Annotated in this window: 21 protein-coding genes; 15 read left to right on the top strand and 6 right to left on the bottom strand. The window is 71.8% G+C overall.

Features of this window, described 5'->3' with window-relative positions; translation table 11 throughout:
• The first annotated feature begins 55 nt into the window (after window positions 1-55).
• The gene (locus ACZ7L0_RS08940) at window positions 56-1423 is read left to right on the top strand and encodes an NAD(P)/FAD-dependent oxidoreductase (protein WP_471241751.1); all 1368 of its coding nucleotides are present in this window, start codon (window positions 56-58) and stop codon (window positions 1421-1423) included.
• Between the two features lie 27 nt (window positions 1424-1450).
• Here the strand turns inward: ACZ7L0_RS08940 and ACZ7L0_RS08935 are convergent, their stop codons facing one another.
• The gene (locus ACZ7L0_RS08935) at window positions 1451-2887 is read right to left on the bottom strand and encodes a regulator (protein ID WP_471241750.1); all 1437 of its coding nucleotides are present in this window, start codon (window positions 2885-2887) and stop codon (window positions 1451-1453) included.
• A 201-nt stretch (window positions 2888-3088) separates the two neighbouring features.
• Between ACZ7L0_RS08935 and lipB the strand changes: the two genes are divergently transcribed.
• The 4 genes from lipB to ACZ7L0_RS08915 all read left to right on the top strand — a co-directional run bounded on the left by lipB (window position 3089) and on the right by ACZ7L0_RS08915 (window position 6262).
• Window positions 3089-3946 (top strand): lipoyl(octanoyl) transferase LipB, encoded by an 858-nt coding sequence (gene lipB, locus ACZ7L0_RS08930; protein WP_471241749.1) that lies wholly within the window; start codon window positions 3089-3091, stop codon window positions 3944-3946.
• Window positions 3947-4032: 86 nt separating this feature from the next.
• On the top strand, window positions 4033-5022 hold the full coding sequence (lipA, locus tag ACZ7L0_RS08925) for a lipoyl synthase (RefSeq protein ID WP_471241748.1): 990 nt from the start codon (window positions 4033-4035) through the stop codon (window positions 5020-5022).
• A 277-nt stretch (window positions 5023-5299) separates the two neighbouring features.
• Window positions 5300-5500, top strand: a complete 201-nt coding sequence (locus ACZ7L0_RS08920; protein ID WP_471241747.1) for an SCO2195 family GlnR-regulated protein — start codon at window positions 5300-5302, stop codon at window positions 5498-5500.
• Between the two features lie 60 nt (window positions 5501-5560).
• Entirely contained in the window at window positions 5561-6262 is a 702-nt protein-coding gene (locus ACZ7L0_RS08915; protein ID WP_471241746.1) for a DUF4191 domain-containing protein, read from the top strand.
• A gap of 70 nt (window positions 6263-6332) precedes the next feature.
• On the opposite strand, the gene ACZ7L0_RS08910 is transcribed toward ACZ7L0_RS08915, so the two are convergent.
• Window positions 6333-6800: an RDD family protein gene (locus ACZ7L0_RS08910; protein ID WP_471241745.1), complete on the bottom strand. Its 468-nt coding sequence runs from the start codon at window positions 6798-6800 to the stop codon at window positions 6333-6335.
• 223 nt (window positions 6801-7023) lie between these two features.
• Here ACZ7L0_RS08910 and glnA point away from each other — a divergent pair, with 223 nt between their 5' ends.
• Window positions 7024-8433 (top strand): type I glutamate--ammonia ligase, encoded by a 1410-nt coding sequence (gene glnA / locus ACZ7L0_RS08905; protein WP_471241744.1) that lies wholly within the window; start codon window positions 7024-7026, stop codon window positions 8431-8433.
• An 80-nt stretch (window positions 8434-8513) separates the two neighbouring features.
• On the opposite strand, the gene ACZ7L0_RS08900 is transcribed toward glnA, so the two are convergent.
• Entirely contained in the window at window positions 8514-8774 is a 261-nt protein-coding gene (locus ACZ7L0_RS08900; protein WP_471241743.1) for a hypothetical protein, read from the bottom strand.
• A gap of 263 nt (window positions 8775-9037) precedes the next feature.
• Here ACZ7L0_RS08900 and ACZ7L0_RS08895 point away from each other — a divergent pair, with 263 nt between their 5' ends.
• From ACZ7L0_RS08895 to pspAB, 3 genes are all read left to right on the top strand, one after another.
• A complete protein-coding gene (locus tag ACZ7L0_RS08895; protein WP_471241742.1) occupies window positions 9038-9292 on the top strand; it encodes an SCO2583/SCO2584 N-terminal domain-containing protein in 255 nt (84 codons plus the stop codon).
• A gap of 119 nt (window positions 9293-9411) precedes the next feature.
• Window positions 9412-10332, top strand: coding sequence for a zinc metalloprotease HtpX (gene htpX / locus ACZ7L0_RS08890; protein ID WP_471241741.1), 921 nt, complete (start codon window positions 9412-9414; stop codon window positions 10330-10332).
• A 2-nt stretch (window positions 10333-10334) separates the two neighbouring features.
• Complete coding sequence (gene pspAB, locus ACZ7L0_RS08885; protein WP_471241740.1) at window positions 10335-10919, top strand: PspA-associated protein PspAB; 585 nt, start codon at window positions 10335-10337, stop codon at window positions 10917-10919.
• Between the two features lie 19 nt (window positions 10920-10938).
• Here the strand turns inward: pspAB and ACZ7L0_RS08880 are convergent, their stop codons facing one another.
• Entirely contained in the window at window positions 10939-11211 is a 273-nt protein-coding gene (locus ACZ7L0_RS08880) for a hypothetical protein (protein WP_471241739.1), read from the bottom strand.
• An 88-nt stretch (window positions 11212-11299) separates the two neighbouring features.
• Here ACZ7L0_RS08880 and ACZ7L0_RS08875 point away from each other — a divergent pair, with 88 nt between their 5' ends.
• The 3 genes from ACZ7L0_RS08875 to ACZ7L0_RS08865 all read left to right on the top strand — a co-directional run bounded on the left by ACZ7L0_RS08875 (window position 11300) and on the right by ACZ7L0_RS08865 (window position 14994).
• A complete protein-coding gene (locus tag ACZ7L0_RS08875) occupies window positions 11300-12955 on the top strand; it encodes an alpha/beta fold hydrolase (RefSeq protein ID WP_471241738.1) in 1656 nt (551 codons plus the stop codon).
• Between the two features lie 65 nt (window positions 12956-13020).
• Window positions 13021-14211, top strand: a complete 1191-nt coding sequence (locus ACZ7L0_RS08870) for a winged helix DNA-binding domain-containing protein (protein WP_471241737.1) — start codon at window positions 13021-13023, stop codon at window positions 14209-14211.
• 132 nt (window positions 14212-14343) lie between these two features.
• Window positions 14344-14994: a hypothetical protein gene (locus ACZ7L0_RS08865; protein WP_471241736.1), complete on the top strand. Its 651-nt coding sequence runs from the start codon at window positions 14344-14346 to the stop codon at window positions 14992-14994.
• A 60-nt stretch (window positions 14995-15054) separates the two neighbouring features.
• Here ACZ7L0_RS08865 and ACZ7L0_RS08860 read toward each other — a convergent pair whose 3' ends face one another.
• Entirely contained in the window at window positions 15055-15309 is a 255-nt protein-coding gene (locus tag ACZ7L0_RS08860; protein WP_471241735.1) for a hypothetical protein, read from the bottom strand.
• A gap of 134 nt (window positions 15310-15443) precedes the next feature.
• On the opposite strand from ACZ7L0_RS08860, the gene ACZ7L0_RS08855 reads away from it, so the two are divergent.
• The gene (locus ACZ7L0_RS08855) at window positions 15444-15806 is read left to right on the top strand and encodes an arsenate reductase family protein (RefSeq protein ID WP_471241734.1); all 363 of its coding nucleotides are present in this window, start codon (window positions 15444-15446) and stop codon (window positions 15804-15806) included.
• A gap of 110 nt (window positions 15807-15916) precedes the next feature.
• Entirely contained in the window at window positions 15917-16621 is a 705-nt protein-coding gene (locus tag ACZ7L0_RS08850; protein WP_471241733.1) for a hypothetical protein, read from the top strand.
• A gap of 3 nt (window positions 16622-16624) precedes the next feature.
• On the opposite strand, the gene ACZ7L0_RS08845 is transcribed toward ACZ7L0_RS08850, so the two are convergent.
• On the bottom strand, window positions 16625-17479 hold the full coding sequence (locus ACZ7L0_RS08845; RefSeq protein WP_471241732.1) for an alpha/beta fold hydrolase: 855 nt from the start codon (window positions 17477-17479) through the stop codon (window positions 16625-16627).
• A 67-nt stretch (window positions 17480-17546) separates the two neighbouring features.
• Between ACZ7L0_RS08845 and ACZ7L0_RS08840 the strand changes: the two genes are divergently transcribed.
• Complete coding sequence (locus ACZ7L0_RS08840) at window positions 17547-18002, top strand: MarR family winged helix-turn-helix transcriptional regulator (RefSeq protein WP_471241731.1); 456 nt, start codon at window positions 17547-17549, stop codon at window positions 18000-18002.
• Window positions 18003-18163 lie beyond the last annotated feature (161 nt).

Here is an 18163-nt window from a genome sequence, read left to right as displayed (position 1 = left end):
AGCCTGTTGGGGGCATGACGTCTCCACCGGCCGCACAACCTCGAGGAGGGGCCTCGTGCTTGAGCCCGTGTACCAGGTGGACGTCGTCATCGTGGGAGCCGGGATCGCCGGTCTGTCGGCGGCGCATCGGCTGAGCAGCGCAGGAGTAACGACCGCAGTCCTGGAGGCCGCCCCTTACGTGGGCGGCCGTATGTCGACGGAGAAGGTCGACGGCTTCCGGCTCGACCGGATCGGCCAGCTCCTGTCCACGTCGTATCCGGAGCTACGCCTGACACCGGGGCTCGGCGCCCTCGTCCTGCGCCCCTTCGCACCCGGCGTCCTGCTGCACCGCGACGGCCGCCGGCACCGTGCGGGCACACCGGCGGGCGGAGGGAGCACAAGGGGGGGCACAAGGGGCGCACTCCATGCCGTACGTGCCCTGGCAAGCGCCCCCCGGCACGCGGCCGTCTCCCCCGTACGGGCGGGTGCGCCGCTGGGCGCCGCCGTCGACCAGGCCCGTCTGGGAGCCGCCCTCGCCCGGATCGCCGGTACGCCCGTCGAACGCGTCCTGGGCCGCCCCGAACTGCCCGCGGCCCAGGCCCTCGCGGCACGCGGGGTGCCCGCCCGCACCGTCGACGGCTTCCTGCGCCCGCTGCTCGCCGCCCTGCTGTGCGACCCGGAGCTGACGACGTCCAGCCGGTGCGCCGACCTCGCGCTGCGCGCCTTCGCCGGCGGCCGGCTGTGCGTGCCGGAGGGCGGCGCCGAGGCGCTGCCGGAACTGCTGGCGCGCTCCCTGCCCCCCGGCACGGTGCACACCGGAGTCCGGGCCACCTCCGTCTGCACCACCACCGTGACCACCGCCGAGCACGGCGAGTTCCGCTGCCGCGCGGTCCTGCTGGCGACCGACGCGCGCGCCGCGGCCGCACTGCTGCCGGGGCTGCGCGTGCCGGACTTCCATCCGGTGACGGTGGTCCACCACACGACGGACGAACCACCGGCCACGGGTGCCTCACTGCTGCTCGACGCCGACCGCGGCGGCCCGGTCGCGCACACCGCGGTGATCAGCGACGTCGACCCGAGCCGCGCGCCCGCGGGCCGGGCCCTGGTCTCCTCGACCGTCCTCGGCGCTCCCCCCGAGGGCGTCGACACCGCCGTACGCATGCATCTGTCCCGGCTGTACGGCACCTCGACCCGCCGCTGGGAGACCCTCGCCGTGCACCACACCGCCGAGGCCGTCCCCGCGATGCGCCCGCCGCACGACATACGGCGGCCGGTACGGCTGCTGGCGGGCCTGTACGTGTGCGGCGACCACCGCGACACCAGCACCGTCCAGGGCGCGCTGCACTCGGCGCACCGGGCCGCCGCCGCGATCCTCGCGGACCTCGGGGCGGCGGGCTCGATGCACCGGGCGGACCCGCCGGCGACGTTGCCGAGGGCGGCCTGAGCCGGGAGACCCGGACGGGTCCGGGGCTCATCCGAGAGCCGCGACCTTGTCGCGGTAGCCCCGGACCGGTGCCGCGTCCTTGTAGGGCTCCAGCCGGCGTTCGAAGTCCCTGACGTACTCCACCGCACGGACCGAGCGCATCTCCGACGCCTGCCCGGCCGCCTCCGCGCCCAGCACGCAGGCCTGGTCGAGCTCGCCGAGGCCGAGGCGGGCGGTGGCGAGGACGACCCGGCAGAACAGCCGACTGCGGGCGTACGAGGGGGCGCGCAGTTGCAGGGCGCGCTCCGCGTGCTGGGCGGCGGCGCGGAACTGCTGCAGGTCCCGGTGGCAGTGCCCGAACTCGTCGGCGAGCTGCGCCTCGTCGAAGAAGCGGGCCCAGTACGGCACCTCGTCCCCGGGCCGGGCCGCCTCCAGGGCGCGTTCGGCCCGTACGAGCGCGCCGGTGCACGCGCGGACCTCGCCGAGCACGCCGTGCGCCCGCGCCTCGGCCGCGTGCAGCAGCGCCTGCACGACGGGCGGTGCGCTGGTGCCGACCCCCTGCTGTGCCACCCGGGCCAGCTGGACGGCCTCCCGGCCGTGCCCGAGGTAGACGGCCTGGCGGCTCATGGTGACCAGGACGAAGGCGCCGTAGGACCGGTCCCCGGCCGCCTGGGCGAGCCGCAGCGCCTGCACGAAGTAGCGCTGCGCGAGTCCGTGCGCGGCGATGTCGTACGAGGTCCAGCCCGCGAGCCGGGTGAGGTCGGCGGCGGCGGCGAACAGGCGGCGGCCGGTCTGCTCCCCGTAGGTGCCGCGCAGCATCGGCTCGCACTCGTGCTCCAGGTAGCGCACCAGGGCCTGGCGGGCGTGGCCGCCGCCGTAGGCGTCGTCGAGGGTGCGGAAGAGCTCGCCGACCGAGCGGAGCGCGGCGATGTCCCCGGCGGTGACCTTCTGGCCCGGGCCGCGCTCGGCCTGGCCGCGCTGGCGGGGCACCGTCGGGCGGCCCTGCGCGGGCAGCCGGGCGGGCGGCTCGCCGCGGGCCACCTTGTCGTCGGCCCGGCCGATCAGCCAGTCCCGGCTGGGGACCACGAGGCCCGCCGGGGTGAAGGCGATCTTGCGCAGCTCGGCGTGGCTGCCGGAGTCCTTGCGCCACAGCCCGCTGACGATGTCGACGGCCTCCTCCGGGCCGGCCGCGAACTCCAGGCCCGCGTAGACGGGCGCACAGGCGTCCAGGCCCAGGTCCTGGGCGGTGAGGCGGCGGCCGAGGCGCCGGGTGAAGACCTCGGCGATCAGCGCGGGGGTGGTGCCCCGCGGCTGCTGGCCGCGCAGCCACCGGGTGACCGAGGTCTTGTCGTATCTGAGATCCAGCCCGTGTTCGAGGCCGAGCTGGTCCACGCGACGGGCCAGCCCCGCGTTGGAGAACCCCGCTTCTGCGATGAGCGCGGCGAGCTGGCGGTTGGGGGTGCGCTGCGCGGGTCGGTCCGTCATCTGCGGTGCGGTCTCCTGCCTTTCGGACCCAAGCAGCCTGGCCGCTTGTGCCCGGATCGCCTGTGAGCAGCCCTTATGGCCTCCTGAACGGCGTGAATGTAGCGGAGAGTGAGCACCCGATCGCACCCTTCGGCAGGCATTCATCCGATCGTGTGAGGATTGCCCGCACGGCTGACGCGCGACGGCCGGACGTACAGTGGCGTGGGCGCGTTTCGTGCCTTACGAGCTTCGAGGGAGGCGCTTGCCGTGAGTGAGTTGCGGTTCGTCCGCATGGGATTCGGTGCCGAGGCCGTGGACTACCAAGTGGCCTGGGACGAGCAGCGCCGGGTGCACGCGGCGCGGTTCGCCGACGAGGTCCCCGACACCGTACTGCTCCTCGAACACCCCCCGGTCTACACGGCGGGCCGCCGCACCGAGCCCAGCGAGCGCCCCCTCGACGGCACCCCGGTCATCGACGTGGACCGCGGCGGCAAGATCACCTGGCACGGCCCCGGCCAGCTGGTGGGCTACCCGATCCAGAAGCTCCCGCGTCCGGTGGACGTGGTCGCGCACGTGCGCCGCCTGGAGGAGGCGCTGATCCGCACCTGCGCGGAGTTCGGCCTGGAGACGACCCGCGTGGAGGGCCGCAGCGGGGTCTGGGTGCTCGGCGACCCGGTGGAGCAACGGCCCGCGATCGGCGGTCTGTCGCTGGACTTCGACCCCAGGCTGCAGGACGAGGAGTTCGATCCGCGGCTGAACGGCCCGGAGTACGCCCCCTCCAACGCCGGCCAGCGCCGTGAGGACCGCAAGATCGCGGCGATCGGGATCCGGGTGGCGAAGGGCGTGACGATGCACGGCTTCGCCCTGAACGTGAGCCCGGACAACAAGTGGTTCGACAAGATCATCCCGTGCGGGATCCGGGACGCGGGCGTCGCCTCGCTCGCGGGCGAGCTGGGCCGGGACGTGACGATCGAGGAGGTGCTGCCGGTGGCGGAGCGGCACCTCAGGGAGGTCCTGGAGAACGCGGACCTCAAGCCGCGGGTCGTCGAGAAGGCGGAACCCAGCCCCTCGGCCGTCTGAGGACCAGGCCGGCGCCCGCGCCGGGCATTCAAATCAACGGGCGTACCCTTGAGCACGCCGAAGAATCAATCGCTAGGGAGCCGGTCGTGTCCGCAGTCGCACCCGACGGACGCAAGATGCTGCGCCTGGAGGTCCGCAACAGCCAGACCCCCATCGAGCGCAAGCCCGAGTGGATCAAGACGCGGGCGAAAATGGGTCCCGAGTACACGAAGATGCAGAACCTCGTGAAGAGCGAGGGCCTGCACACGGTCTGCCAGGAAGCCGGCTGCCCGAACATCTACGAGTGCTGGGAGGACCGCGAGGCGACCTTCCTCATCGGCGGCGACCAGTGCACCCGGCGCTGCGACTTCTGCCAGATCGACACCGGCAAGCCCGAGGCCCTGGACCGCGACGAGCCGCGCCGGGTGGGCGAGTCCGTGGTCACCATGGACCTGAACTACGCCACCATCACCGGCGTCGCCCGCGACGACCTGGAGGACGGCGGCGCCTGGCTGTACGCGGAGACGGTCCGCCAGATCCACGCGCAGACCGCCGGCCGCGAGGGCGGCCGGACCAAGGTCGAGCTTCTGGCCCCCGACTTCAACGCGGTCCCCGAGCAGCTCGCCGAGGTCTTCTCCTCCCGCCCCGAGGTCTTCGCGCACAACGTCGAGACGGTCCCCCGGATCTTCAAGCGGATCCGCCCCGGCTTCCGCTACGAGCGCTCGCTGAAGGTCATCACCGAGGCCCGCGACTACGGCCTGGTCACCAAGTCCAACCTGATCCTCGGCATGGGCGAGACCCGCGAGGAGGTCAGCGAGGCGCTGAAGCAGCTGCACGACGCCGGCTGCGAGCTGGTCACCATCACCCAGTACCTGCGCCCGAGCGTGCGCCACCACCCCGTGGAGCGCTGGGTCAAGCCGCAGGAGTTCGTGGAGCTGCAGGAGGAGGCCGAGCAGATCGGCTTCTCCGGGGTGATGTCCGGCCCGCTGGTCCGCTCCTCGTACCGCGCCGGGCGGCTGTACGGGATGGCGATCGAGCAGCGCCGGTCGGCCGCTCCGCGGCAGGACGGGGCGTACGTCGCCCCACAGGCCGTCTGACACGTCGTCACCGGCGTTGCGCCGAACGGGCGCGGGGCAAGCGTGTGAATTCACGCACAAGAAACTACCGGCCAGTAATGACCGATTCGACGCGGTCCTGACAGTTCTCGCAGATGAGGACGCCCGTCAGGGCCGCGTCGCCGTTTCTGCCCACTCCAACAAGGCTTCATTGGCGTTTGACCGGTCGGTCACACCCTGGTAACACCAAACAGTGACGCTGGACTCACACCGCGTACACCCCGTACCCGCAGCCGTATATCGAGGGGGGACCTCCACCATGCAGGCCGCGCCCGTTCGCGCCACCGCCATCCCGTCCTTCACCGACGCACTCCGTGCCGTCGAGTCCCTGCTCATGAGCAGTGGCCAGCGCACGGCCCGCCGCAACGCGTGGACCTCGGTCCTGGAGGACCGCCGCCGCGCCAAGGACCGGGTCGAGGCCGAGCGCGTCCTCGACCAGGCGCTCTCCTCCCGCTCCTGAACCGCACCTTCCGGGACACTGCCGTCATAGGCACTCCCGGGGCCACGTAGACTCGTGGGCATGGCGAGGAAGGAAACCGCAGCGGATGCTGCGAACCCCGGGCGACTGAAGCAGATCGCCCTTACCTACAAGATGACCCGCAAGGCCGACAAGAAGATCGGCCTTGTACTCGCGGCCGTCGGCATCGGCACCCTCGGTGTCCTCCTCGCGATCGGTTTCTTGATCGGGCACCCCATCTATCTCGGCATCCTGGGCCTGCTGCTCGCCTTCCTCGCGACGGCGATCGTGTTCGGCCGCCGGGCCGAGCGGGCCGCCTTCGGCCAGATGGAGGGTCAGCCGGGCGCAGCCGCGGCCGTGCTCGACAACATCGGCCGGGGCTGGACGACGACCCCCGCGGTGGCGATGAACCGCAACCAGGACGTGGTGCACCGCGCGGTCGGCAAGGCCGGCATCGTGCTGGTCGCCGAGGGCAACCCGAACCGGGTGAAGACCCTGCTGGCCGCCGAGAAGAAGAAGATGGCCCGCATCGTCGCGGACGTGCCGGTGCACGACGTGATCGTCGGCACGGGCGAGGGCCAGGTCGAGCTGAAGAAGCTGCGCACCACCCTGCTGAAGTTCCCGCGCGTCCTGACCGGCCCCCAGGTGACCGCCACCAACGACCGGCTGCGCGCGCTCGGCGACCTGATGAGCAACATGCCGCTGCCGAAGGGCCCGATGCCCCGGGGCATGCGCATGCCGCGCGGCGGACCGAAGGCCCGCTGACATCACCCGTACGAGAAAGGGGGCGCCCGGATCACTCCGGGCGCCCCCTTTCGCAGCTCGTAGAGGCGTTCTAGATGCGGACCTCGACCGTCCTGGCCACGCGGTCGTGCAGCCCGCGTCCGTCGCGGTCCCAGATCAGGGCCGGGATCGCCAGGCACAGCAGGGCGGTGCGGAGCAGGGAGCGCAGCGGCTGGACGCGGCCGGTGTCGAGGGCGACGACGCGGATGCCGAAGAGCCGCTTACCGGGCGTGAAGCCGACGGTGCCGACGGTCAGGACGCCGAGGACGAAGAAGATAAGCAGCGCCCAGTTGCTGGTGGCGGGGCTGTAGCCGTGGGTGATCAGGCCGTATGCGATCAGGACGCACAGGCCCCAGTCCACGACCAGCGCGCCCAGTCGCCGTCCCGGGCGGGCGATCGAGCCCGGCCCCTCCTCGGGCAGACCGAGTTGCTCGCCCCGGTATCCGAAGTCGGCACCGGCGTCCTCCATGGCCGCGCGCGGCCCGGAAAGCCACGATCCGATTGCTCGCCTGTTGTCCACCCGTCCACGGTACTGCGCCCGCATATGCCCGCCGGACGGCGGGGTGTCGCCCCGGAGCGGCGGAGCTACGGTGGAACCAGGACCGGTTAACTTCTGCGAAACAAATGGGTCACGCCCGAGAAATCACCCGTCCCTAGGGTCGAGGACAGCGTGTGCCACCGCACTGGCCGCACGAACGAACTACCACCCCGGCACGGGAACGGCCGGGAGTAGGAGGAGCTGGATGTTCCAGAACGCCGACGAGGCCAAGAAGTTCATCGCGGACGAGGACGTCAAGTTCATCGACGTCCGCTTCTGCGACCTGCCGGGCGTCATGCAGCACTTCACGCTGCCCGTCGAGGCGTTCGACCCGGACGAGGAGCTCGCCTTCGACGGTTCGTCGATCCGCGGCTTCCAGGCCATCCACGAGTCCGACATGGCCCTGCGTGCCGACCTGTCGACCGCCCGGGTCGACCCGTTCCGCCGCGACAAGACGGTCAACATCAACTTCTTCATCCACGACCCGATCACGGGCGAGCAGTACTCCCGTGACCCGCGCAACGTGGCGAAGAAGGCCGAGGCGTACCTCGCCTCCACCGGGATCGCGGACACCGCGTACTTCGGCCCCGAGGCCGAGTTCTACGTCTTCGACTCCGTCCGCTTCGCGACCAGCGCGAACGAGTCCTTCTACCACATCGACTCCGAGGCGGGCGCCTGGAACACCGGCGCCCTCGAGGACAACCGTGGGTACAAGGTCCGCTACAAGGGCGGCTACTTCCCGGTCCCGCCGGTCGACCACTTCGCCGACCTGCGCGCCGAGATCTCCCTGGAGCTGGGCAAGGCCGGTCTCCAGGTCGAGCGCCAGCACCACGAGGTGGGCACCGCCGGCCAGGCGGAGATCAACTACAAGTTCAACACGCTGCTCGCCGCCGCCGACGACCTCCAGCTCTTCAAGTACATCGTGAAGAACGTGGCCTGGCGCAACGGCAAGACCGCGACCTTCATGCCGAAGCCGATCTTCGGTGACAACGGCTCGGGCATGCACGTCCACCAGTCGCTGTGGGCGGGCGGCGACCCGCTGTTCTACGACGAGCAGGGCTACGCCGGCCTGTCGGACACCGCCCGCTACTACATCGGCGGCATCCTCAAGCACGCCCCGTCGCTGCTGGCCTTCACCAACCCGACGGTGAACTCCTACCACCGTCTGGTGCCGGGCTTCGAGGCGCCGATCAACCTGGTGTACTCGCAGCGCAACCGCTCCGCCGCGATGCGTATCCCGATCACGGGCTCCAACCCGAAGGCCAAGCGCGTGGAGTTCCGCGCGCCCGACTCCTCCGGCAACCCGTACCTGGCCTTCTCGGCTCTGCTCCTCGCGGGCCTGGACGGCATCAAGAACAAGATCGAGCCGGCCGAGCCGATCGACAAGGACCTGTACGAGCTGGCTCCCGAGGAGCACGCGAGCGTGGCGCAGGTCCCGACCTCGCTCCCGGCCGTCCTCGACTCGCTCGAGGCCGACCACGAGTTCCTGCTCGCCGGTGACGTCTTCACGTCCGACCTGATCGAGACGTGGATCGACTTCAAGCGCGCGAACGAGATCGCCCCGCTGCAGCTGCGTCCGCACCCGCACGAGTTCGAGCTCTACTTCGACGTGTGATCGGCATGATCGGCGCCTGAGCCGGTCGTAGTGAGGGCCGCCACCGGGTTCCCGGGTGGCGGCCCTCCTCGCTGCCGTCCTCAGCCGACCACGATCACCACGACGGCACCGTTGTTGAAGTCGTTGAAGCCGCTGCGGTTGCCGAAGCCGTTGTTGAAGCCGAAACCGCAGTTGTCGTTCCACCAGCGATGGCCGCCGCGATCGAAGCAGCCGAAGTTGGTGGGGGCCTGGGACGGGGCGGCTGCCGAGGCCGTACCTGCCGCACCGATCGTGGCACCACTGGCCATCAGAACGCCGATCGCAGACACCGCGAAGAGACGCCTCGCGCGTTGTGCTTTCATGAGTAAACCTCCTCCCATCCCCTCGTGCGGTTTTCGGGCACGAGACGGATGGCCGCGGCCGCAGGGCGAAAAGTCCGGCGCGGTCGTAGGTGTTGCCGCCTAAGAAGAAGCAGGGCTGCGTAGCCCGCATCGCGGCTCTCGTCTAAATGCTAGCCGCCCCTCGACCACTCAGCATCCGGACGAAACCGTCCGCCCTTCCCAGGCTTCCTACAGTCGGGGGATCATCCCTCCTGACCGTGACGGACGAGAGAGGTTTGACGGGGATGACTGAACAGGACGACTGGGAGCGGGAGTTCGACCACAGATGGGCGAGTTCGGCCGAGCACAAGGAGCCCTCCGCCCGGGCCCGGATGCTCGCCGCCCGCTGGAAGGAGAACCCGCCGAACCCGGCCCCCTTCCGCGCCGACCCGGACCCGGCACCGCGCCGCTCCTCCTGGATATCGACGGCCGTGGTGCTGGGCTGCGTGGCCGCGGTGATCGTGCTGCTGGGGTACGCCCAGCTGCGGGCCTACCCTTAGGGATCTTCTGCCCGTCCTGGGCTTTTTGCTGGTCCTAGGGCTGATCGGAACCGCTTCATGGCGGTCCTCAGGTGCACACTGGACAGCGGGACGAGTGCCTTACTGCGGGGTGATGCGAGATGCAGAGCCGCTTCCGGAGCGACCGGCGGTTGACCGTACGGATGGGGACCACGCTGTTCCTGCTCGGGTTGTTGTACGTGGGGTTCGTCGCCGCGTTGATCGTGTTGCTGAAGTCCTGGGTGCTGGTCGTGGTCATCGCGGTGGCACTGCTCGGCGCCCAGTACTGGTTCTCCGACCGGATCGCGCTGTTCGCGATGCACGGCCGGGTGGTGGAGCGGGAGGAGTATCCCGAGCTGCACGCGGTGATCGACCGGCTGTGCGCGATCGCCGACATGCCCAAACCGGTGGTCGCCGTCTCCAGCATGGACATGCCGAACGCGTTCGCCACCGGACGCAATGCCGACAACGCCGTGGTATGCGTGACCACCGGGCTGCTCAGGCGGCTGGAGCCGGCCGAGCTGGAGGGCGTGCTCGCGCACGAGCTGTCGCACGTGGCGCACAAGGACGTGGCCGTGATCACGGTCGCGTCCTTCCTCGGCGTGATCGCCGGACTCATCGTGCGGTTCGCCTTCTACTCCGGGCTGTTCGGCGGGGGCCGCAGGGACCAGAACACCGCCGCCGTGCTGGCCGTCGTGATGGCGGTCTCGGCGGCCGTCTACGCCATCAGCTTCCTGCTCATCCGGGCCTTGTCCCGCTACCGGGAGCTGGCCGCGGACCGTGCGGCGGCGCTGCTGACCGGCCGTCCCTCGGCGCTGGCCTCCGCGCTCACCAAGGTCTCCGGCGACATCGCCCGGATCCCGACCGCCGACCTGCGCACGGCCCAGGCCTTCAACGCCTTCTACTTCACTCCCGCGCTGGGCGCCGAGCCCGGTCTCTCCCGCCTCTTCTCCACCCACCCCAGTCTGGAGCAGCGGCTGGAGCAGCTGGGCCGGATCTCCGGCGAGCTGGGTGAGGCGGCGCAGCCGGGCAGGGCGGGCTGAGCATGGGGTTCCTGGACATCCTCCTCGGCCGCACGAAGCCCGTCGCGCCCGACCTGGACCAGTTGTTCGCGCTGCCCTCGGCGGCCGTGACCCTTCAGGCGGCGGCCGGGTTCACACCGACCGGAGGCGGCGCGGTGTGCTTCGCCACGGTCGAGGGCGCGGCCTTCGAGCAGACGCACCGGGAGGTCCAGGCACTCCTCGACGCGGACGCGGACCGCACCGGGCCGCCGGTGGAACTCCGGCAGGACGACTTCGGCTACTCCTGGCTGGTCTCCGAGCGCACCCCCGACCAACTGCCCCAGCTGGTCAACGACCTGCACGCGGTGAACAGCTCCATGGAGGTCAACGGCTTCGGCCCGCAGCTGCTGTGCTCCCTGGCGGGCTTCCACGACGACGCCGGGCGCCGCCTCGCGCTGGTGTACCTCTACAAGAGGGGTACCTTCTACCCCTTCGCCCCGCTGCCCGGTGCGCCGCAGCGCCGTGACAACGCACTGGAGCTGCGGGTCAAGGCAACCCTCGGGAGCGATCTGCGCATCGAGCCGGACCTCGGCCGCTGGTTCCCGGTGTGGGGAGCCCCCGGCCTGTGACCGGGGGCTCCCACGGGACTTACGCGCGCTTCTTCTCGCGCTCCTGGCGCCGGGCCTCGAAGGGGCGCTCGCGACGGTAGCGGCGCTCCCACTTGGCCTGGCGGTCACGGCCCTCGCGGTAGGCCTGGTACGTCGCGGGCGTGCCCGCCGTGCCTTCCTTGGTGGACGGGGATCCGGCCCGCCCGTACTGCACGTACAGAAAGAGCACGGCGACCGCCGCGAGCCACCAGCTGTGGTTTCCGAATCCCAGGACGACCAGGACGACCGCCCCGGACAGGACGATGGTGCCCATCTCGGGCCTCCGTTTCCGTGGGTTCGCATCCAGCGTAGGGAGACGATCACGCGGAGTGCACCCCGTTTTCCATGAGTGAATGCGGGCCATGAGTGAGCTCTCCTCCGTCACCTCCTTGGCGCCCTTCACGTTCGCGTTCGACGGTGAACGGCTCGCCGGTGTCCACGGCGGCGGTCCCGGGCGGGCCGCCGCGGTGCTGCTGCACGGCGCGGGCACCGGCAGCGAGGAGCGGTTACGGCCACTGCTCGGGGAGTTCGTCGCCCGGGGCTGCCGCGGGCTCGCCCTCGACTTCTCGGGGCACGGCAACAGCACGGGCGCGCTGCGGGAGTTGAGCCTGCGGCGGCGCTTCGAGCAGGCCGTCGCGGTGATCGACGCGCAGGTGCCCGCGGCCGAGCCGCTGGTGCTGGTCGGGTTCAGCATGAGCGGCCAGACGGTGGCGGACCTCGTCCGGCACTACGGGGAGCGGGTGGCCGCCGTGGGCCTGTGCGCTCCCGCGGTGTACGCGCCGCAGGCCTGGGACGTGCCCTTCGGGGAGGGGAACGGGCGGTTCAGCGAGATCATCCGCACGCCCGGCGGCTGGCGCCGTTCGCCCGCGCTGGAGGCGCTGCGGGCCTACCCGGGCCGGGCGGTGCTCGCGGTGCCGGGCACGGACGCGGTCATCCCGCCGGAGGTGACGGAGGCCGTCCAGGACGCGCTGGCCGCGCACGCCCAGTTCACCCGCTTTGAACTCCCGGACGCCGAGCACCGGTTGGGGCTGTGGTTCCGCGAGCACGCGGACGCCCGGCGGGACTTCGCGGACGCCGTGCTGACCGGCCTGGGCGAGAGGGGCTGGACGGCGACCCTGGGCTGGGCGGCGAAGCAGCTGCCCGAGGGCCGTACGATCGCCGGCTCCCGTTTCCTGTACGGCGGCTGGAGCTCCCAGATGCGCGGGCTCACCCTCGACGACGGCACCGCCCTGGTGCTGCGTACGTTCGTGAAGCCGTTCTTCCGCCGCCACGGGCCCGGTCTGCTGGCCCGCGAGGCCGAGGTGCTCACGCTGCTCGCCGGTGAGGACGGCGTCCCGGCACCGGCCCTGGTCGCGGTGGACGCCACCGCCGAGCACTGCGACCACCCCTCCCTGCTGATGACCCGGCTGCCCGGCGAGGTGAGGGTGGACGAGCCGGGCGGGGCGGAGCTGGAGCGGCGCCTGGACCTGCTCGCCGCGCAGCTGGTCCGGATCCACCGCGTGGTCCCCGGCGAGCGTCCGCGCCCGTACCAGGCCTGGACCTCACCGGAACGGGTGCGCACTCCCTCGGGCGCCCCGTGGGAGCGGGCGGTGGACGTCATCCGGCGCGGTCCGCCGCCGTACGACGGCTGCTTCCTGCACCGGGACTTCCACCCCGGGAACGTGCTGTTCTCCGGCGCGGGCGAGGACCTGCGCGTGAGCGGGGTGGTGGACTGGGTGGAGACCTCCTGGGGCCCCGCCGACCTCGATGTCGCGCACTGCTCGACCGCCCTGGCGCTGCTGCACGGTCCGGAGCACGGCCTGGCCTTCGGGGACCGGTACGAGGCGCACGGCGGCCGGCGTCGGGCGTCCGGCGCGGACCACCTGTACTGGCGCCTGCTCGACGCCCTGGCCTACTCCCCCGACGCGGCGAAGCTGGCCGGCCCCTGGCGCGAACTGGGCCGGACCGACCTGACACCGGAGGTGCTGGCCGGCCGGCTGGAGGCGTACGTCTCCGGACTGCTGGAGCGGTACGGCTGAGCCGTCGCCTGTCAGTGGCGTCGGCGAGGATGGAGCCGGGTACCGGGCGACGGGTGGAGGTCGGCATGAGCGGCGGACGGCAACGGCACATCGGCGCGGCGGAGCGGCGGGCCCGCCTTGCCCTGCGCCACCGGCTGGCCGGTACGGCACGGGTGGCGGGCCCCGAGGAGGTCGCGGCCTCCCTGGTGGCGCTGCACGGCACGGACCCGGCGACGGTGTATCTGGCGGTGGGCGCGCGGCTGGCGGAGCCGGCGAAGACCGTGCCGGAGACGGAGCGGGCGCTGTACGAGGACCGCACGCTGGTGCGGATGCACGGCATGCGGCACACCGTGTTCGTGTTCCCCACGGACCTGACGGCCGTGGTGCACGCCTCGACGGCCCTGGACGTGGCCGCCCGCGCCCGGGCCACGCTCCTGAAGGACATGGCGAAGGGCGGGGCGCCGGACGCGGCCTGGCTGGCGGAGGTGGAGGCGTCGGCGCTGGCCGCGCTCGCCCGGCGCGGGCAGGCGACGGCGGCGGAGCTGGCCCGCGACGAGCCGCGGCTGCGGGAGCAGTTCGTGTACGCGGCGGGCAAGAGCTACGAGGCGATGCACACCGTCTCCGGCCGCCTTCTGCGCGTCCTCGGCGTGGAGGGCAAGGTGGTCCGCGGCCGGCCGCTCGGCTCCTGGACCTCCAGCCAGTTCCGCTGGGCGGTGGCCCCCGAACACCCCGAACTGGACGCCGCCGGGGCCCGCGCCGCCCTGCTCCGCCGCTGGCTCACCGCCTGCGGCCCGGCGACCGAGGCCGACCTCAAGTGGTGGACGGGCTGGCGGGTGACGGACGTACGGGCCGCGCTGCGGGCGATCGGGGCGCAGACGGTGTCGCTGGACGAGGGGGCCGGATACGTCGTCGAGGGGGACGCCGATCCGGTTGCCGAGCCCGAGGAGCCGTGGGCGGCCCTGCTGCCCGGCCTCGATCCCACGGCCATGGGGTGGCAGGGACGGGACTGGTACCTGGCGCCGGACCTGCGGGCCGCCCTGTTCGACGGAAGCGGCAACGTGGGGCCGACGGTGTGGTGGAACGGGCGGGTGGTGGGCGGCTGGGCGCAGCGGGCCGACGGGGAGGTCGGCTGGCGGCTTCTGGACACCGGCGCCACGGGCCGCGAGGCGGAGGCGGCGATCGCCGCGGAGGCCGCCCGGTTGCGGGAATGGGTGGGGGCGACGCGGATCACTCCGCGTTTCCGGACGCCGCTGGAGAAGGAGCTGTCAGCCGGCTGAGGCAGATCTCGTTCACCTCGTCCGCCTGTCCCGCCCGCTGATCACCGCGCGCCTCTCCAGTCCCTCGGCGGCGGCCTCGGGAACGTACCGTCGAGAGGGACACGGCCGTCGCGCCCTTCGAGGAGTACGTCCATGAGCGCAGACCGAGGGCCGGGCAGCCCGCCGGCCCCCATCTCCAGGACCGAGCTGAGGAAGCACGCCCGCAGGCTCCACCGCGCCGCCTGGGAAGTGAGGCTGGACGCCGACCGGGCCGTTCTCGCCGAGCAGGTGCGTGAGCTGTTGCGGTCCTTCCGGGATCTGACGGACTTCATCGTGGGGGAGCCGGCGGGCGGGGAACGCCCGACGCCCTGCGCCCCCGTCCCCGACGACACCCCCGTGTCCCTGGCGGAGGTCGACGAGGTGGCGGTGCTGGTGTGCACGGCCCGGAAGGTGGCCACGGCCCTTCTCTCGGGGGAGTTCACCGACAAGGCCCTCCGGGCGGCGGCCGGCGTGGTGGACCGGGGTCTGCCCGAGGAACAGTCCCTGCGGGGTGAGCGGATGGTGTCCTTGTTCTTCGACATAGCCTCCTACGCCATGCTGTCCCCGCTGAAGCTGGCGAACGACGTCACCGGGATGTCGGGCGAGGCCGTCCGTGACGCGAACGCCGACAGCCTGAGAGAGAACATGGCCAGGATGGCCGTCGTCGACGAACTCTGGCTTTCTGAGCCAGAATCCGTGAGCCCACCGGCCGAGTACCCGGCTCTGCCGGATGCGTGCTCCGGCCCCGATCTCTCCGTCCTGTGATCCACCCGCCGTCCGCCCCCACCTCGTGGGAGCGGACGGCGGGTGGGTCTGTCTCACCGGCTAGCGGCTGTACCGCATCAGCGCCCGCACCATGTGGCAGGTCGTGGCCGACGGCGGGTGGATGCCGATGCGCTCCGCGGTGTTCCGGATCGTCTCGTCGCGGGCCTGGTTGGGCACGTAGACACCGGAGTCGAGCAGGGCGATGGCGAGGCGCATGGCCTTGAGGCGGCGGTTGTGGGTGACGTACCACTCGCGCGGGCGCCCGGGCGGGAGCGGGCGCTTCATGACGGACGGGGCGGCAGCGGGCACAGGCATCCTCCTGTCGCGGTCAGGGCGCGCACCGGGGACCCGGCGACACCCTCGAACACTGCTTCTATTCTACGACCCGCCACTGACAAAAGCCCCTGGCCAAAGGGGCTTTCGCAGGCCTCTCGCGTACCGTTGGCCGCATGGAAATCTGGATCAACCCCGCCTGCTCCAAGTGCCGCAGCGCCATCAGCCTGCTCGACGCCGAGGGCGCCGACTACACCGTCCGCCGCTACCTGGAGGACGTACCCACCGAGGACGAGATCAGGGACGTACTGGAGCGGCTCGGGCTCGAACCGTGGGACATCACCCGCACCCAGGAGGCCGCCGCCAAGGAGCTCGGCCTCAAGGAGTGGCCGCGGGACGGGTCCTCGCGCGAGCGCTGGATCACGGCTCTCGCCGGGCATCCCAAGCTCATCCAGCGTCCGATCATCACGGCGGACGACGGCACGGCGGTGGTGGCCCGTACGGACGAGGCCGTGCAGGACGCCCTTTCCCGCAAGTGAACTCCGGTGTGACGCAGGCCACTTCAGTGGACTCGTGTAACTGATGAGTAACCTCGTTCGGTATCTCGTACATAGCGGCGTACGCTCCCCTACCTCTTCAGGAGGCGCGCATGTCCCGCAGGAGAAAGCTCGGTACGAAGAAGAAGATCGCGCTGCTGGTCAGCGCCGCGGCGGTGGCGGGAGGCGGAGCCTTCGCCATGGCGTCCACCTCGAACGCCGCACAGAGCCCGCAGAAGGCGAACACCCTGTCCGCCGCGGACTCGACCGTCTGCCAGGGGCTGGCCACGGCCCTCGGCAACAACCAGAAGTTCATCGACGGTCAGAAGGCCGCCCCGGACGCCCAGTCGGAGGCCAGGATCGCCAACCGCCAGGCGGTCATCGAACAGATCAAGGTGCAGCAGAAGGCGTCCGGTTGCGTCGTTGGGGAGTCGGCTCAGGGCTCCCAGGCGACGCAGCCGGCGCAGGGCGGCGAGGAAGGCGGCCAGCAGGCCGGGCAGCAGACCGCGCAGCCCTCCGAGACCGCCGCCGAGGGAAACGCCGGCACCGGCGATGGCGCTGCCGCCTCCGGCCAGCAGGTCTGCAAGGGCTCCACCGTCACGCTCTCCGGCGAGGGTGGTGCCCCGGCGGCCTCCAGCAACCAGTTCCCGGCGGGGACCACGCTGAAGGTCACCAACCTGGACAACAACAAGTCCACGACGGTGAAGGTCACCTCGGTCTCCGGTAGCTGCGTGCTGCTCAACAACGCGGCCTTCGAACAGGTACGGGAGCCCGGCAAGTTCCTGATCCGCCGTGCGGTGATCGAGAAGGTGGGGTGAGACTCAGTCCGACAGGAATGAGCTGAGGTGACCGGCGAGGCCGTCCGGTGCCGCTTGCGGCAGCGCGTGGTGGGAAACCTCCGGAAGCACCACCGTCTCCGCGTGCGGCAGCACCGCACCGGCCCGGTCCGCCACCTCGTACGTGTCATGTGTCCTGCTGCTCCCGCCCAAGAGCAGCAGGACCGGCATGTCCAGACCGCGCAGCGCGTCCCGCCCCGGGCGCGGCCCGGTCACCGGCTTCACGGCAGGGAAGCCGGCCGCCGCCTGCTGGAGGCGGAGCCAGTCGGGGTCCAGCGGGGCACCACCGGTCTCCCACTCCAGGAAGGCCCGCACACGGGCCGGCGTGGGACGTAGCAGCATCGGCAGGGCGTGCAGCAGATAGGCCGCCTTGTACCCGGCGAAGCACTGGGTCGGGTCCAGGAGGAACAGGCGGCGTGTCCGGGCGGGGGCGCGCAGGGCGTAGTGCAGCGCGATCCAGGCGCCGTAGGAGTGCCCGCCGAGGTCCGCCTCCGTCACCCCGAGGCCGTCGAGCAGCGTGTCCAGCCACACCGCCAGGTCGGCGACCGTACGGGGGTGACGGCCGGCGGCGGGGGTGCTGCGGCCGGGCGCGCCGATCAGGTCGGCGGCGAGGACACGGCGGGTGCGGGCGAGGTCGCCCACCTGCGCGTGCCAGGACGCGGAGGTCGCCCCGCCGCCGCCCGGCAGCAGGAGCAGCGGGGGCGCCTCGCGCGGGCCGCAGGCGTTGACGTGGGTCTCCCCGAACGGCGTGGCGACCGTCAGCTCCTCCCGCTCGCCCGGCCATTTCGCCATGACCTTGTCGTACGCGATCCGGAAGGCGTCACTGTCGTACCCGGCCATGCGAACCACCCCTATTATCTCGTTGAGCGAGATACTCGTTTGCCGAGATGATAGTCGGAGGAGCCGTATGACAGCCGCCGAACCGGGCCCCGAGATGGAGATCGTCCACCTGCTGCGCGCGGTGGCGGTCGAACTGGGGCTGCACAGCGCGCGGTTCGCCCACCGCAACGGCATGCACCCCACGGACGTACGCGCCCTGATCGCCCTGATGGACGCCCGCCGGGCCGGGGACGAGACGACCGCCGGACGGCTGGGCGCCGCGCTCGGCCTCAACTCGGCCGGGACCACGGCGCTGCTGGACCGGCTGGAGCGGGCGGGGCACGTGCGGCGGGTGCGCGGCGAGCGGGACCGGCGGAAGGTCGTCATCGAGGTCGACGAGCGGGCGGTCGAGCTGGGCTGGGCCTTCTTCGGCCCGCTGATCGACCGGTCGGTGGAGCTGCTGCGCGGCTACGACGAGCGCCAGCTGGCCGCGATCCGGGACTTCCTCGGCGGGGTGCGGGACGCGGCCACCGGCGGCGAGTGACCCCCTCTACCCCGTCCCGCCCCTCCTCACAACGTGAGCCCGGGCACAGAACCACCAGGTAACACGGGGTTCACACTCGAGCAATGATCGGGAAATCGCCTGTTGACAGGCTGCCGGGCAACAACGGCGGCGCCCCAGTGCCGCAGCGCCGCAGCACCCGC

It is taken from the genome of Streptomyces sp. NPDC039424 (assembly GCF_055639495.1).
This window is presented reverse-complemented; position numbering and strand designations above follow the sequence as displayed.

Coding starts and splice junctions, on each gene's coding strand:
- ACZ7L0_RS08935 (WP_471241750.1), bottom strand. CDS start 2,887: ATGACGGACCGACCCGCGCAGCGCACCCCCAACCGCCAGCTCGCCGCG.
- ACZ7L0_RS08920 (WP_471241747.1), top strand. CDS start 5,300: ATGCAGGCCGCGCCCGTTCGCGCCACCGCCATCCCGTCCTTCACCGAC.
- ACZ7L0_RS08915 (WP_471241746.1), top strand. CDS start 5,561: ATGGCGAGGAAGGAAACCGCAGCGGATGCTGCGAACCCCGGGCGACTG.
- glnA (WP_471241744.1), top strand. CDS start 7,024: ATGTTCCAGAACGCCGACGAGGCCAAGAAGTTCATCGCGGACGAGGAC.
- ACZ7L0_RS08900 (WP_471241743.1), bottom strand. CDS start 8,774: ATGAAAGCACAACGCGCGAGGCGTCTCTTCGCGGTGTCTGCGATCGGC.
- ACZ7L0_RS08895 (WP_471241742.1), top strand. CDS start 9,038: ATGACTGAACAGGACGACTGGGAGCGGGAGTTCGACCACAGATGGGCG.
- htpX (WP_471241741.1), top strand. CDS start 9,412: ATGCAGAGCCGCTTCCGGAGCGACCGGCGGTTGACCGTACGGATGGGG.
- pspAB (WP_471241740.1), top strand. CDS start 10,335: ATGGGGTTCCTGGACATCCTCCTCGGCCGCACGAAGCCCGTCGCGCCC.
- ACZ7L0_RS08880 (WP_471241739.1), bottom strand. CDS start 11,211: ATGGGCACCATCGTCCTGTCCGGGGCGGTCGTCCTGGTCGTCCTGGGA.
- ACZ7L0_RS08875 (WP_471241738.1), top strand. CDS start 11,300: ATGAGTGAGCTCTCCTCCGTCACCTCCTTGGCGCCCTTCACGTTCGCG.
- ACZ7L0_RS08870 (WP_471241737.1), top strand. CDS start 13,021: ATGAGCGGCGGACGGCAACGGCACATCGGCGCGGCGGAGCGGCGGGCC.
- ACZ7L0_RS08865 (WP_471241736.1), top strand. CDS start 14,344: ATGAGCGCAGACCGAGGGCCGGGCAGCCCGCCGGCCCCCATCTCCAGG.
- ACZ7L0_RS08860 (WP_471241735.1), bottom strand. CDS start 15,309: ATGCCTGTGCCCGCTGCCGCCCCGTCCGTCATGAAGCGCCCGCTCCCG.
- ACZ7L0_RS08855 (WP_471241734.1), top strand. CDS start 15,444: ATGGAAATCTGGATCAACCCCGCCTGCTCCAAGTGCCGCAGCGCCATC.
- ACZ7L0_RS08850 (WP_471241733.1), top strand. CDS start 15,917: ATGTCCCGCAGGAGAAAGCTCGGTACGAAGAAGAAGATCGCGCTGCTG.
- ACZ7L0_RS08845 (WP_471241732.1), bottom strand. CDS start 17,479: ATGGCCGGGTACGACAGTGACGCCTTCCGGATCGCGTACGACAAGGTC.
- ACZ7L0_RS08840 (WP_471241731.1), top strand. CDS start 17,547: ATGACAGCCGCCGAACCGGGCCCCGAGATGGAGATCGTCCACCTGCTG.